Annotated in this window: 11 protein-coding genes; all 11 read right to left on the bottom strand. The window is 53.6% G+C overall.

The window, feature by feature from the left end:
- Nucleotides 1–27 precede the first annotated feature (27 nt).
- Nucleotides 28–2,388: a type I pullulanase gene (gene pulA / locus MHH82_RS08520; RefSeq protein ID WP_340969861.1), complete on the bottom strand. Its 2,361-nt coding sequence runs from the start codon at nucleotides 2,386–2,388 to the stop codon at nucleotides 28–30.
- Between the two features lie 332 nt (nucleotides 2,389–2,720).
- Nucleotides 2,721–4,442: a phosphoenolpyruvate--protein phosphotransferase gene (gene ptsP / locus MHH82_RS08515; RefSeq protein WP_340965171.1), complete on the bottom strand. Its 1,722-nt coding sequence runs from the start codon at nucleotides 4,440–4,442 to the stop codon at nucleotides 2,721–2,723.
- Nucleotides 4,435–4,710: an HPr family phosphocarrier protein gene (locus tag MHH82_RS08510; RefSeq protein ID WP_340965168.1), complete on the bottom strand. Its 276-nt coding sequence runs from the start codon at nucleotides 4,708–4,710 to the stop codon at nucleotides 4,435–4,437. Before MHH82_RS08510 ends, ptsP begins: the two co-directional genes overlap by 8 nt.
- A 58-nt stretch (nucleotides 4,711–4,768) precedes the next feature.
- On the bottom strand, nucleotides 4,769–6,850 hold the full coding sequence (ptsG, locus tag MHH82_RS08505; RefSeq protein WP_340965165.1) for a glucose-specific PTS transporter subunit IIBC: 2,082 nt from the start codon (nucleotides 6,848–6,850) through the stop codon (nucleotides 4,769–4,771).
- Between the two features lie 283 nt (nucleotides 6,851–7,133).
- Nucleotides 7,134–7,991 (bottom strand): glucose PTS transporter transcription antiterminator GlcT, encoded by an 858-nt coding sequence (gene glcT, locus MHH82_RS08500; protein WP_015734082.1) that lies wholly within the window; start codon nucleotides 7,989–7,991, stop codon nucleotides 7,134–7,136.
- A gap of 149 nt (nucleotides 7,992–8,140) precedes the next feature.
- Nucleotides 8,141–9,670, bottom strand: coding sequence for a flotillin family protein (locus MHH82_RS08495; RefSeq protein ID WP_009591831.1), 1,530 nt, complete (start codon nucleotides 9,668–9,670; stop codon nucleotides 8,141–8,143).
- Nucleotides 9,671–9,674: 4 nt separating this feature from the next.
- Nucleotides 9,675–10,208, bottom strand: coding sequence for a hypothetical protein (locus MHH82_RS08490; RefSeq protein WP_015734081.1), 534 nt, complete (start codon nucleotides 10,206–10,208; stop codon nucleotides 9,675–9,677).
- Nucleotides 10,209–10,411: 203 nt separating this feature from the next.
- The gene (locus MHH82_RS08485; protein ID WP_015734080.1) at nucleotides 10,412–11,575 is read right to left on the bottom strand and encodes an iron-containing alcohol dehydrogenase; all 1,164 of its coding nucleotides are present in this window, start codon (nucleotides 11,573–11,575) and stop codon (nucleotides 10,412–10,414) included.
- A 175-nt stretch (nucleotides 11,576–11,750) separates the two neighbouring features.
- Nucleotides 11,751–13,340, bottom strand: coding sequence for a UDP-glucose--hexose-1-phosphate uridylyltransferase (locus tag MHH82_RS08480; protein ID WP_340965157.1), 1,590 nt, complete (start codon nucleotides 13,338–13,340; stop codon nucleotides 11,751–11,753).
- A gap of 19 nt (nucleotides 13,341–13,359) precedes the next feature.
- Nucleotides 13,360–14,349 (bottom strand): UDP-glucose 4-epimerase GalE, encoded by a 990-nt coding sequence (gene galE, locus MHH82_RS08475; RefSeq protein ID WP_251493501.1) that lies wholly within the window; start codon nucleotides 14,347–14,349, stop codon nucleotides 13,360–13,362.
- A gap of 1 nt (nucleotide 14,350) precedes the next feature.
- Nucleotides 14,351–15,529: a galactokinase gene (locus MHH82_RS08470; RefSeq protein ID WP_015734077.1), complete on the bottom strand. Its 1,179-nt coding sequence runs from the start codon at nucleotides 15,527–15,529 to the stop codon at nucleotides 14,351–14,353.
- Nucleotides 15,530–15,643 lie beyond the last annotated feature (114 nt).

Raw genomic sequence — 15,643 nt, 5'->3', positions numbered from 1 at the left:
AAGGGCTCCTTGTTGTTTCATCCTATTCTAACTGGCGATATCCCGCTGCTCTTTAGTGTCGCTGTCTTCGTTTTGGCCGCTTCGCAGCGTTATCCGAACCTCTGCTTCATCCGGCGGAATATCGATAAACCAATCGTTCTCGCCTTCCCGGTCCTCCCATTCATTCAGCCTGACGATACAGCCGATCCGATCGGTTCCGGAAGCCGCGTAGAAGACGGCCCGTGCCCTGCCGCTGTCCGTGCGGGAGAATGGAATGCTGCCATCCTGCACGCCCGTTCCCCATACCCATACGTTCCATCCCTCGTATGCTTGGTCGCGTCTCTCATATTCGATCTCAACGGCCGTCAGCCCCTGTTTCATATGGGCCAGATCCTCATATAACACCATCAGCGACAGACTTGGAATGACTGCCTTCCCTTGATCCAGCGTCTGGATCGTATCCGTCCCCGCCTGACGATCATTCACCACGATGTTCCAGCGGTAAGGGGTAGGCGGCAGATCCACCGGCATTTCATGTTCATTGCCGTTAACGATGACGACGATTTGGCCCCAGCTGCCTTGTTCGGCTGGCTTCGTAAGGCGGTAAGCGATGATCCGATCGCTGCTTCGCAGCACTTCCATATGGCCTTCGATCTCTTCTCTTGATGCCATCCGGAACGCCGGATGGGCTTTTCGCAGGGCGATAAGACCTCTGTAATAATCAAACACCGGTTTGAAGCGTCGCTTATTGGACCAGCGAATGGCATTGATGGCGTCCCCGCTGCGGTAGCTGTTATGATCGCCGTATTTCGTGCGTAGCAGCTCATCGCCCGCATGCAGCAGCGGAATCCCCTGGGAGAGCAGCACGATGCCGTTAGCCAGCAAGCTCCGGCGCACGGCCGCAGCCGACATCACATCTTCATCGGGTATGCCGGCATAGGGTGTGGACGCAGCGGTTGCCTGCCATACATCTCCTTCGTTAACCAGCTTCCCATCCGTCAAACGGAGAAGCCCTGCCTGCTCTTCCATGCCTTGTGCCACTAAAATTTTGTCCCACAGATTCAAATTGTCGTGCACGGTGACATAATTCACCGTTTCCTCCGGGTGGAGCGCAAAATCATGGATCGAGCCCATCATTCCTTCAACGACGGCCCCTTCGTACCATGGCTCGCCCGTAGCAAACCCTCGGCCGCGCCCGTCATTGTCCCCCTTAATGGCATGCCGGAAATGATCATTAAATACGGCGAAGCCTTGGCCCTTCTGGCTTCCCTTGACGGTTTGTTCCGTTAACGGGCTCATTCCTCCCGTCCATGGCTCACCATAGAACAAGAGAGAACGGTCGACCTCTCGGCGCAGCTCGCTTACGATCTCTTTCATCGTCGTTGTATCGATCAGTGCCATCAGATCGAACCGAAATCCGTCGATATGATATTCCTCGGCCCAGTATTTTAACGAATCCTTGATGTATTTGCGCACCATCGGCTTCTCCGTGGCCAGCTCATTCCCTACGCCCGAACCGTTCGATAGATTCCCGTATCCGTCCTTGCGATAGAAGTACCCCGGCGCCAATCGTTCGAACGGGCCGTCGTCCACCGTATACGTATGGTTATAAACCACATCCATGACGACGCGGATTCCCCTTGCATGGAGGGCCAAAACCATCTCCTTCAGCTCCCGGATGCGCACGATCGGATCCATGGGATCTGTTGCATACGAACCTTCAGGCACATTGTAATTCTGCGGATCGTAGCCCCAATTATACTCGCGGCTTAAGCGCCCGCTTGCATATCCGTCCAGCTCATTGACCGTCCGGAAATCAAATACCGGCAGCAGATGCACATGGGTCACACCCAATTCTTCAAGATGATCCAGACCAAGGGCGTTTCCTTCGGAGTCTCGCAGACCGACCTCCGTAAATGCCTTGTATTTTCCTCTATATTTCATTCCCGAATCCGTGTGGATCGAGAAATCGCGTACATGCAGCTCATAGAGCACCGAATCCGTAGGCTTTAGCAGGTTCGGTCTAACATCCTGCTCCCACCCCGGCGGATTGCTCTTCGCCAGGTCGACAACCGCGCCGCGGCAGCCATTCGCCGACACAGCGGTTGCATAAGGGTCAACGGCATAACAGACGCCCCCCTCTGCAGACTCGATTCGGTACATATAATAAGTTCCATGGAGATCACGGTTTACCTGAGCCGACCATACGCCGTCCTCATTCCGGACCATCGCATACAGCGTACCGCCCTCGTGATCCGTCACAAGACCCTGCTCGTTATACTCTCCCGGACCCTCATATAAAGCCAGCTTTACATTAACCGCATCCGGAGCCCATACCTGAAAGGCCGTTCCCTCTCTTCGGTAGGTCACTCCCAGCTTAACGCTTGTGCAGCTCTTGATCATGTCCATACTCATCGTCACCGTCACTTATAGTAGATTTACTTCCTAGTATGGGCGCCTGAATCATAAGACAGACCTCTAGCACATGAATTTAGAACGCTTTCATATATCATGGTATGCCAAAAGCCCTGAATTGGTTTGGGTTCCAAGCCAATTCACTATATATTTAGGCTATTATACTAGCAAATATGCCCGGTGTCTTTCTTTTGACAAAAAAACATCTGTCCGCTATGGACAGATGTTGTCAATGTGATGCTATCGTGGAAAAAGATTGGTAGAGTCCCCAGAAACAAACGTAATACGACTGCAGGGATCGATCAAGTTGTACGTTGTCTTCCTTCTTACTCGGCTGCAGCCTCAATGGATTCCACCAGAGCCACTACTTCCTCTGCGGTACCCATTTCAAGCGCTTTGGCTGCAAGTGCCTGCATATCGCTGCGGGACAGCTTCCCGATCTGGCTGCGAGCCGGCAGAATGGAGGTGGCGCTCATGCTGAACTCATCCAGCCCCAGACCGAGCAGAATCGGAATAGCAGTCGCGTCGCCGGCCATTTCGCCGCACATGCCTACCCAGCGGCCTTCGCGATGGGCGGCATCGATGACCATTTTAACCAGTCGCAGAATCGCCGGATTGTATGGCTGGTATAGATACGCCACCCGTTCATTCATGCGGTCGGCGGCCATCGTGTATTGAATCAGGTCATTGGTTCCGATGCTGAAGAAATCCACCTCTTTGGCAAATTGATCGGCAAGCACGGCAGTGGATGGAATCTCCACCATGATGCCCAGCTGGATGTCTTCGGAAACCGAAATGCCTTCGCTTATAAGCTTAGCCTTTTCTTCCTCCAGAAGCGTTTTGGCTTCGCGGAACTCGCCCAGTGTCGCTATCATGGGAAACATGATACGCAGGTTGCCGTGGACGCTTGCACGCAGCAGTGCCCGAAGCTGTGTTCTGAAAATATCCTGGCGTTCCAGGCACAATCTGACGGCACGGAATCCGAGGAACGGATTCATTTCCTTGGGAAGATCCAGATACGGCAGCTCCTTGTCCCCGCCGATATCGAGCGTGCGAACAACAACCGGCTTGCCTTCCATTTTCTCCAGAACCGATTTGTAAGCAACATACTGGATCTCTTCGGAAGGAAGTTTGTCTCTGCCCATGTACAGGAATTCCGTACGGTACAATCCTACGGCTTCTCCGCCGTTCTCCAGCACGCCGGCCACATCATTCGGCGTCCCGATGTTGGCAGCCAGCTCCACATGGATTCCGTCCTTGGAAACCGTCGGTTCGGAGCGCAGCTTCTTCCACTCCTCCACCTGCTTGGCATAGGCGTCTTGCTTCGCACGGTATTGTTCTACGATGGCTTCCGTAGGATTAACGATGACATCCCCTTCCAATCCGTCAACGATGATCATATCCCCGTTTTTGACCGCAGAGAGCACGTTCTTGGTCCCGACGACAGCCGGAATTTCAAGTGAACGGGCCATGATGGCGGAGTGCGAGGTACGTCCGCCGATATTCGTCGTGAAACCCTTAACGTAGTTCCGGTTCAGCTGCGCCGTATCCGACGGAGTCAAATCCTCTGCAACCACGATCACTTCTTCGCTGATCTCCGAAGGGCTGACATAATTCAAGCCGAGCAGATGCTTCAGGATGCGTTTGGTGACGTCGCGCATATCCGCTGCTCGCTCCTGCAAGTAGGCGCTCTTCATGTTCTCGAACATTTGAATGAACTGGGTTGCCGTTTCGTTCAGCGCATATTCCGCGTTAACCGATTCCGAAGCGATTTTCGCCTTGACCGGTTCAATCAATTCGGGATCATTCAGGATGAGAAGGTGAGATTCGAAAATCTCAGCCTTCTTCTCCCCGAGTTCCTGAAGCGTGCGGGCTTTGATCGCTTCCAGCTCAGCCTGGGACTGGGCCAGCGCGGCATCCAGCTTCGCGAGCTCCGCATCCGTGTCCGTTACCTGCTTCTCCGTGACGGAATAATCCGGATGCTCCAGCTTAAAAGCACGTGCTATCGCGATACCTGCAGAAGCCGCGATACCTTTCAGATTATTCATGAAGCTCGCCTAGCCCTTCGTTCACCATCACTTCTTGCAATGCTGTCAGCGCTTCACTTTCATTGCTGCCTTCCGTGATCAGTGTCAATGTGTCGCCTTGCTCCAATCCGAGGGACAGAACGCCCAGGATCGACTTCAGCGTTACTTTTTTGCCGTTAGCTTCGGCAAAAGAATTGGTATCCTGGAATTTGTTAGCCGTATTCACCAATGCGGTTGCCGGGCGTGCGTGAATTCCATCTTCGTCAATAATTCTGAATGTTTGTTGCATGTTCATCATCCTACTTTCGTATATTTTAATTTTTAGAATCCTGGAAACCATCGCGAGGTTAAGGTTTCAATAGGGTAATGATCCCTTCCTCGCCGCTTTTTACTTCACCGGTCTTGTTCAGCTTCACGGAAGCTCCCTCCGGCAGATTCGAGAAGATTATAGGAGAAATGATCGATTTGGCATTCTCCTTCACATAATCCAGATCCACTTGCATGATCGGTTGACCGGTGGAGACCAGGTCCCCCTCTTGCACAAGGACTTCAAATCCTTGCCCTTTCAGCTTAACGGTATTGACGCCGATATGGACAAGCACTTCCTTGCCGCCATCCGACATAATGCCGACGGCATGCTTGCTGGGGAACACATTGAACACGGTGCCGTTAACGGGAGACACAATCGTTCCGTTATGAGGCACGATCGCAAATCCGTCCCCAGTCATCCGTTCGGCAAACACGGGGTCAGGCACATGGGAAATATCCATAAGCTCTCCATCGGCCGGGGATACGATTTCCTCCTTAACGAGCGTTTCCCCGTCCTGTCCGGCCTGCAGTTCCTCTTGAGCCGTCGGCATCGTCTCCAAAGCCGCTGCTTGAGGTGCAGTGGTCGGCGTGATTCCCGACATGATGTCTTGAATCTGCGATTTGATCGTATCGGAACGGGTTCCGAATATCGCCTGGATATTATTCCCCACCTCCAGCACGCCTGACGCACCCAGCTGCTTCAGCCTTGCCTTATCGACATGGCCCTTGTCTTTTACCTCTACGCGAAGACGAGTGATGCATGCATCCAGATGCGCGATGTTAGGCTGGCCGCCCAGTGCAGTCAGGATATTATGCGGCAGATCATTTTTACTGCCAGCGCCCGTTGCCCCGGCGCCTGATTCCGGCTCGGTCGTCGAAGCTTCCTCGCGTCCCGGCGTCCTTAGATTGAATTTCCGAATGACAAACCGGAAGCCGAAGTAATAGATTACAGCCATAATAGCACCCACGATGAGAACATTCCACCATGGCGTCCGGTTCGGAATGACACCGAAGATCATGTAGTCGATCAGGCCGCCGGAGAAGGTCATGCCGATTTTGGTGCCCAAAATATGCATGGTCATGAAGGACAGACCGGCAAACAGCGCATGCACGGCGAACAGGATCGGTGCTACGAACAGGAACGAGAACTCAAGCGGTTCCGTGATCCCGGTCAAGAAGGAAGTCAGCGCCGCAGACCCCATGATGCCGGCCACGAACTTTTTGTTCTCCGGTCTTGCCTCATGATAGATGGCAAGCGCTGCCGCAGGGAGACCGAACATCATGAATGGATACTTACCCGTCATGAATGTGCCTGCCGTAAACTCGACGCCGTCCCGAAGCTGGGCCATGAATATGTTCTGGTCCCCTCGAACCAATTGTCCTGCCTGGTTCAGATATTCCCCGAATTCAAACCAGAACGGGGAATAGAAAATGTGGTGCAGACCGAACGGAATCAATCCGCGTTCCACGACGCCGAACACAAAAGCGGACAGCGTCAGGTTTTGTTCCAGCATGAAATGCGACGCCGTGTTAAGCGCCGACTGGATCGGCGGCCATATAAACACCATCAACAGACCAAGCAAAACGGACGTTGCGGCCGTCATAATCGGAACAAAACGTTTTCCTGCAAAAAAGCCCAGATAGGACGGAAGCTCGATTTTGAAAAACCGTCGGTACATGCTGGCTGCCAATATACCGACGATAATTCCGCCGAATACCCCGGTAGCCAACGTCGGAATGCCAAGCACGCTGGCATATTCGTAATTCGTGCCGACCATGGCCGGCGTCACGCCGATCACGCTGCCCATGGTGACGTTCATGACAAGGTAACCGATGATCGCGGCCAGTCCCGCAACGCCCTCACCTCCGGCCAAACCGACCGCAACCCCCACTGCAAACAGCAAGGATAGGTTCGTGAATACGATTTGTCCCGCATTCATCATGACCGTGGCAGCCGCTTGAACCCAGGCCGCATCCAGCCAAGGTGCATATTGCAGGAAATCGGGGTTGACCAGCATATTTCCAAGACCGAGCAATAGTCCGGCCGCCGGCAATATGGCCACTGGCAGCATCAGAGCTTTACCGACCCTTTGCAGTACGCCAAAAAGCCGCTTAAACATGAAAATTCTCACCCTCTGTCTCTAGTTGTTATCACAAGCTGTAGGTAGCATCATCATAAAACCATCAAATCAAAAAAGGCATGAGCAACCACAGGTAAATGGATGGCTAATCTCATGGATTAGATTACCCAAAAATGGGTAATAACAACCAAATTCCTGCAATACTCATGCCTGATCGAATCAGTTACACGTTGGATTTGAAGTTTTATGGTTCGTAACTGTTCGTATTGTAACACCGTTCATTTATCGTTGCAACCACATGGTAATGGACTTAATAAAATCTTCACATTTGCTCGCCCTGCTCTTTACGCTGGACCAACCGTTCCAAATGAATGGTCAAATAACCGGCCTCAGCGGGATAGACGGGTTTCTTCAGCCGCTGCTCCATCATCTTGGTCAACTTCCATGCCAAGGAATAGGTCTCGGGATATTCACGCTTCAGAAGGCCGTCAAGCGAACTCGTCTCGTTCACCGCTTCTCCCCGCCGTATCCGCTCCAAGGCAAATCGGAGGTGCGTCAGCAAACGGGAATAATCCAGCGTATCCCTCGGGATGGCGTACTCCAGCTGCTGCTCGACGGTATAAACCAGGTCCGCGATCAGTTCCGAGTGCTTGCGGACCTCGGAGATATGCTGGTTCGTAAGGGCACCGTGAAAATGCAGGGCAATGAATCCGATTTCTTCTTGGCCTAAGTCAACACCGAGCTTCTCCCGAATGGTACGGACGGCATATTCAGCCATCTCGTACTCTTCTGGGTACATCTCTTTGGTTTCGTATAAAAAAGGATTGTGGATATAGAGACCTTGGGCATGGCGTTTAATGGCAAATGCGATATGATCCGTCAAGGCAATGTGGATATGCTCATTCAGAGGAGCGTCGCTGGACTTGGCGGCATTCATAATAATATCATTCATCGCCTCAATCAGCTTCTCATCGATGTGAGGCACCAGCTGCTTATACTGCTCCTGCTCCTCCGGTTTGGTCAAAATGAACATCTTCTCGGCAGCGGCGGCAGGGATACGGTCTTTATTCTTCCGGTTAAAGCCAATGCCCTTGCCGATAACAACAACCTCGCCATGTTGAGGATGTTTCGCTATGATTACATTATTGTTCAACACTTTAGCCACTTGTAAGCTGCTCACGTTCGCACCTCTTTTTGATTCATACGCGTATACTCGGATATCTTATCAGAAATATAAGAGCGCGGCAAAATCATTTGTGGTTGCCAAAGTCTTCAAGGTGCCGTACCGCTGCCTGCCACCATGTATTCCGGCCCTGCCTAGGGCTTGATCTACTCTTCCTTAGCGGCACTTGTCTCTACAGGGACTGGTACAAGTTCCTGCTCGATTGACACCGGCTTTTGAGCCGTGGCGGATTTCTTCGTTGTTAATCCCTTAATGAGATCCTCCACGTCAATCCCGGACACACTTTTCAGCATCTCAGGCGCCGTGGACATCAGCTCGGTCACATAATTGCTCACGCGAGCCGCTCCTTCGCCCTTGCCCGTATCGACAACCGTCAGCTTGTCGATGGACGAGATCGGCTGAGCAATCTTGCCGGCAAGCTCAGGCAGCATTTTCACGATGATATCGAGCACAGCAGCCTCGCCGAACTTCTGGAACGCTTCGGCCAGCTTCTCTTTGGCATCAGCTTCGGCAATACCGCGCAGACGGATGACTTCGGCTTCGGCCGTACCTTTCGCGCGCTCGGCATCCGCAACCGCCATACCATCTAGGCGCTTCTGCTCGGCAGACGCTTTGGCCTGCGTTTCGATGGAGTATTGCACAGCATCCGCTTCGCGCATCTTCCGGGCTTTATCCGCTTCGGCGGCCTGCTCAACGGCATAGCGATCCGCTTCGGCTTTTTTCTTCACGTCCGCATCATACTGCTTCTCGCGAACCATGATTTCTTTTTCCTGCAGGTCGATTTCGCGTTCCTTTCGAACGAGCTCAACCTTCATCTGCTCCTCAACCACCGTTTGTCTGGCTCGGGCTTCCTGAATATGATAAGCTTGGTCCGCTTCGGCCTTCGCCGTATCCTGCTCCTTCTTAAAGGACGCGACTTTCAGCTCACGTTCCTTCTCGGCTTCCGCGATATTGGTATCGCGTACGACCTCGGCCTTCTGTCCTTCTTCTTCGGCGCGCGCCTTCTGAATCCGCGCATCCCGCATCGCTTCGGCTTCGGCAATCTCCGCATCCCGTTTGACCGTAGCGATCCGCGGTTTACCAAGCGCTTCCAGATATCCGTGCTTATCGCGAACGTCCTTAATGGTAAAGGAGACGATCTGCAGACCCATCTTCTTCAGGTCTCTTGCTGCAACCCCCTGAACTTCCTGCGCGAACTTGTCGCGGTTACGATATACTTCCTCTACGGTCATGGAACCGAGAATGGCACGAAGATGGCCTTCCAGCACCTCCTGGGCTTCACCCTTCAGCGCTTCAATGGGCTTGCCCATGAATTGCTCGGCTGCGGTCGCCACATCTTCGATCGAGCTTCCCACTTTAATGATGGCCACCCCATCCGCCATAACCGGCACGCCTTGCTCCGTGTACACTTCCGGCGTCATGACATCCAGTTTATGAGATAAGAGCGATACGAATTCGGATCGCTGAAACACGGGGAGTATAAAAGCGCCGCCGCCGCGAACGATTTTGATTTTGCGGCCGGATTCGTCCTCCGACAAATTTTTGCTTCCCAAAAAAGAACCGGTGACAATCATCGCTTCATCCGGGCTCACCGTTTTGTAGCGGGCCCAGAACGCAAGTCCTAACACGACAATGACGCCTACAACAATCGACGGAATTACTAAGTACTCTGGCATTGAATCAATCCTCTCCTTTTCGTTCTTCCAGTTCGGACACCCTTAGGACGCCATCAACAATGTCGACAACCACCACGCGGACACCTGCCGGAAGCGTTTGGCGATCAAAGCTTGAGGCAATGTGCATCGTGTTGCCTGCGCCGACCTTGACCATCACTTCCCCGAATCCTTCTGCAGGAAGCGGCACCGTGACTACGCCGATCCTGCCCGCAAGCTCCTTGATGGAGAAGCCCGTCGAGTTCTCGCTGTTCTCCATCGGTTTCACGTACCCGAAGTAGACGAGAATCGAAATGACGATGGCCGCCAAGACAGATAGCGTTACATGGGCACCTGCCGCCAATTCCGTGTATTTCGTCAGCATGATTCCGGTTCCGCCGAATACGGTGATTCCCCCAGCGATCACAACCGGATTGAAAAAATCCACTGACAAAAAGTCCAACAATCCGTCAAGCGCCGAGCTAAGTATGTCGCCTAGCACCACGGTTACGATGGCGAAGATCACGCCTCCGATCAGACAGCCCCAATATAACGCTTCCATGTTGATTGCCCCCTCTGGAATTCCTTACTGTGTATAACAAGTAATACGGCAAAATGTTTGCTAAAGTTTCAATTATTTGCCTCAAACGTATGAAAATCTCTTCATATTCTATATTCGACGCCCCAGCAAAAAAGCCTGCACGGCTTGAACCGGCAGGCTTTAAAACCATTTTTATTCCTTGTCAGCTAACGACAGGACAACCCCTATAACGACATCCGATAGATTTCAACGACGTCCTCGCGCTGCAGCTTGCGGAAGTTGCCAAAAGGACCGAAGCGCATCGCTTTATCGGCCATGGACCCGATCTCGCGGTCGTCGATATCGTAATCTCCCAGCGTGCTCGGCGCACCGATGGAAGTCCAGAAGCGGCGAAGCGCCTCGATTCCTTCCAGTCCGGCCGCTTCATCGCTTTTCCCGGCCGAATCAACACCGAATACATTCACGGCAAGCGACTTGAAGCGCTGAGGATCCGCGTTCAGATTATATTTCATCCAGTTCGGGAACAGGATTGCCAGGCCGCCGCCGTGCGGAATGTCGTATACGGCAGATACCGCGTGCTCGATGTTATGGGTTCCCCAGTCGCCGGCCATTCCCATGTTGATCATGCCGTTCAGCGCCATCGTACCGCAGTACATGATCGTCTCGCGGTGCTCATAGTTCTCCAGGTCCTCAACCAACTTCGGCGCCGTATCGATAACGGTTCGAAGAATCGTTTCGCAGAAACCATCCTGCACCGGCGTATTGGTATCCTGATGGAAGTAGTGCTCCAGTACGTGGGACATGATATCCACGATGCCGTACACCGTTTGATCCCGGGGAAGGGAGAAGGTATGCACAGGGTCCAGAATCGAAAAGGCGGGATAAGCATGCGGGCTGCCCCAGCCCATCTTCTCTTGGGTCACTTCATTGGTGATGACGGAGCCGCCGTTCATCTCCGATCCCGTTGCGGCCATCGTAAGAACCGTTCCAAGCGGCAGACCCGCTTGCGGTACGGCTTTGCGCTCTACGAAATCCCACATATCTCCGTCATACTTGGCCCCTACGGCAATCGCTTTGGAGCAGTCGAGGACGCTTCCGCCGCCGACGGCCAAAATAAGGTCGATGTGATGCTCCCGGCACAACTCCACTCCTTTATGTACCGTTGACAGGCGCGGGTTCGGTTCCACCCCGGCAAGCTCCGTCACCACCGCATTCGCTTCTTTCAGCAAGGCGATGACCTGATCGTAAAGGCCGCTGCGCTTGATGCTGCCGCCGCCGTACACCAGCAAAACGTTCCGGCCGTATTTGGCCACTTCACCGCTTAAAGCACTCAGCTTGCCCTTGCCAAAAATCAACTGAGTCGGATTATGAAAGACAAAAGGTCTCATGTCACATTACCTCCATCGCATCTGGTTTGCATCTAATTCATTCATGCGTGCTTTTTCATTCTATACCATTCCCATTAAGCAAAACAAACAGCCGTCCTTCTTTCGGAAGATCGGCTGTTTGAATGAATCCTAGTTATCGTTAGCTTCGACACATCATATTTCCATCCAAGAATATTTATCTGCTGTCAGGGACGTATCCCATATGGCTCAGGAATCGCTGAAATGCCTGCTGCCCTTCCGCCGTCTGTTTGTATACCCCGGCATGCTCCAAAATCGTCGTGAATTTGCTGCCGACCTCCCGGCGTACCAGCTGGGTGGCCCCGGCTTTATCGGATGCGGCTATGCCCCGGCCCCGCAGCTCCTCGATCCATTCGCCGTGGACGGCGAGCGGATGGTCAGCGGCCTGGCTGTCCGCATACAGTGCCTCGTTCCCCGCCAGAATCTCGGCGATCTGATCCAGCTCTTCCTTGAGCCTGCCCGGCAGGATCGCCAGGCCCATCACTTCGATCAAGCCGATGTTTTCCTTCTTGATGTGGAACATTTCCCGATGAGGATGAAAGATCCCTTCCGGATGCTGCTCGTTGGTGCGATTATTCCGCAGAACCAGATCCATCTCATAGATGCCCTTGTCATTACGGCGGGCAATCGGAGTCACCGTATTATGGCGGACCCGTTCGCCGTCCGCTTCGCTGAAGGCCTCAATGTCTGCCGAAGGGTCGCTGTAGGTTTTCCAGCCCTCGTAAATGCCGTTCGCGCATTCAAGCAGCGAATCCCGATCGCTTGAGGATAGCCGGATCACCGACATCGGCCATTTCACGATGGCAACGGATACGCCCGGATAATCCCCGTGCGTAAACCCGGCCACCTTCGGCGCTTTCTGGATCGGGAAGGTATGCCGCCCCCCCTGGAAATGATCATGTGTGAGAATGGAGCCCCCGACAATCGGAAGATCCGCGTTCGATCCGAGAAAATAATGCGGATAAGCATCAACAAAACTCAAGAGGCGGGCAAGCGTCTCCTTGGTCAGCTTCATCGGCACGTGATCGTGGTGGAACACGATGCAGTGCTCGTTATAGTAAACATACGGCGAGTATTGGAAGAACCATGGCTCACCGTTCAACTCCAGCGGGATAATGCGCAGGTTTTGCCGCGCCGGGTGATTGACCCTGCCTGCATAACCCACGTTCTCCCGGCAGAGCTGGCATTTCGGATAAATCGGCGGAGGCAGCAGTTTGGCCATGGCGATTTCCTTCGGACTCTTCTCCGGCTTGGATAGATTGATGGTAATCTCAATATCGCCGTACGCACTGGCATGCCGCCAGTATTCGTTTTTGGCTACGCGATCCATCCGAATGTAGTTGGAGTCGATGCACAGGTTGTAAAATTGCCGGGTAGCCTCGATGATCCCCTGCTCCTGCTCTACCCTCCGGAACCGAGCGGTTACTTCCGAAGGTCTTGCCATGAGGCGGCCCATGATTTTGGCGTCCAGCAAATCCCGGTACGTATCGGTATTCTCCGGGATCATGCCATGCGCCGCACCGTAATCGATCAGGATGTCGAGCATAGCCTGGGGCCCATCCGGCATCAGGTCGTTCACTTCGGCGCCGTACGGCTCGCTGAACCCGAAATCCTCCAGCAGCAGGTTGCGGCTGTAATCCGCATCCGCTGCCTGGATCAGGCCTTTATGAAGCGCGAATCGCACCAGCATTTCAATGGCATGCAGAACCTGCTTGGATTCGGGAGTACTTGATGTTGCAGCATTCATGTTCATCGTCCCCCTTGGATTAATTGTCGCCGTAACCGTCCGGACGGCTGCTGTGCCACTTCCATGCGCTCTCGATAATCTCCTCCAGCGTCGTTCTGGACGGCGTCCATCCGAGAACCGTGCGCGCTTTGTCCGAAGACGCCACCAATACCGCAGGGTCACCCGCACGGCGGGCTTCCGTGACAACCGGAATGTCGGCACCCGTCACCCGCTTCGATGTCTCGATCACTTCCTTGACCGAGAACCCGAGTCCGTTGCCGAGATTGAACACATTGCTGGACTCGCCGCGACGAAGGTATTCAACCGCGCGCAGATGCGCATTCGCCAGATCGCTGACGTGAATGTAATCGCGGACGCACGTGCCATCGGGAGTTGCATAATCGTCGCCAAACACCGAGATGCTGGCGCGCTGCTTCAAAGCGGTTTGCAGAACGAGCGGAATCAAGTGGCTCTCCGGCCGGTGATCCTCGCCGATCTTGCCGCTGGCATGCGAGCCGGCCGCGTTGAAGTAACGAAGGGAGACATACTTCACCCCGAGCACGGTATCGAACCAGGACATCATCCGTTCCATCATCAGCTTGGTTTCCCCGTACACGTTCGTCGGCTGGGTCCGGTCCGTTTCCTCGATCGGCACCTTCTCGGGCTCACCGTAGGTCGCGGCCGTTGAAGAGAAGACGATCTTTCGAACGCCCGCCTCATTCATGGCTTCCAGCAGGCACAGCGTGCCGTACACGTTGTTATCGTAATATTTCACCGGATCCTTCATGCTCTCGCCGACCAGAGAATTCGCGGCAAAATGGATAACGGCATCAATATCGTTGTCCGAGAACAGCTGCTTCAGCAGCGCCTTGTCGCGCAGATCGCCGACATACAGCTTTCCGCCCAGCAGCGCTTCGCGATGACCCGTCTCCAGGCTGTCGATGACTACAACGTCTTCCCCTTGCTCCAGCAGCTCCGCTACGGTATGTGAACCGATATAACCTGCTCCGCCAGTCACTAAAATAGCCATATTATTCGCCCTCCTTTACTTCATGCACGCCTTGACCTACGCCGCATACGTAGAAGTCCGCCTTCAGTCCCGTTCTGGCCTCATACTGCTGTCCCACTTCCGCGATGAAACGTTCCACCGCGTCCTCGTGCACGAGGGATACCGTGCAGCCGCCAAAGCCGGCTCCCGTCATTCTGGAACCGAGCGTACCCGGAATCCGCTGGGCTTCTTCCACCAGAGCATCCAACTCGTCGCCCGTGACTTCGTACAGATAACGCAAAGAGTCATGGGACTGATTCATGTACTGTCCGAAAACTTCCAGATTCCCCTCTTTCAAAGCCTTCACGGAATCAAGCACGCGCTGGTTCTCCTCGACGACATGCTGGGCGCGTCTTCTGACGGTCTCATCCTGGATGCTGTCCCGCAAGGTCGCGAATTGATCCGGATTCAGCTGGGCGAGATACGATAACGCCGGAAGCTCCTTTTGCAAAATTTCCAAAGCGCGGTCACATTCGCTGCGGCGTTCATTATATTTGGAATCGACGAGTCCGCGCCGTTTGTTGGTATTCGAAATCACGATTTTGTATGCTCCGGTCCGGAAAGGCACCAGCTCATACTCCAGCGTATCGCACATTAACAGAATGGCATGATCCTGCTTGCCGTTGGCTACGGCGAATTGATCCATGATGCCGGAGTTGACGCCGACGAACAGGTTTTCCACCCGCTGCGAAAGCTTTGCGATCTCCACCGTATCCGTCTCCTTGCCCTCCATCTTCAAGAAGGCGTAAGCCGTGACCACTTCGATGGACGCTGAGGACGAGAGGCCTGCCCCGTTCGGGATATCCCCGTGGTACAGCAGGTCATAGCCGCTGCTGAGCCCGCAGCCGATTTTATTCAGCTCGGTAATGACGCCGACCGGGTAATCCGTCCATTGATCGATTTTGTAGCCATAATCCTCGTCCAGACTGATCGTTAATTCATAGGGGATATTGGTGGATGAAAAGCTCACCTTGTTATCGTCACGCGGTCGGATAATTAAGGTTGTGCCAAACTCCAGGGCTGCCGGAAGCACATAGCCCCCGTTGTAATCCAGATGCTCCCCGATCAGGTTCACGCGCCCTGGCGCATTAAATATGCGAACCTTATGCTGGCTCTCACCGTGCTTGTCCATAAATCTTTCCATAAGCTGTTGCGTCGTCACTGCCTATCACTCCATCCTGTACATATGGTAGTTTTACTGTCTTCAGTATAATGGAAATCTCGTTAACCGATAATGAAATCTTGTGTGTTACATATGGATTTATGTGACTTATGG

Source organism: Bacillus sp. FSL K6-6540 (assembly GCF_038007545.1).
This window is presented reverse-complemented; position numbering and strand designations above follow the sequence as displayed.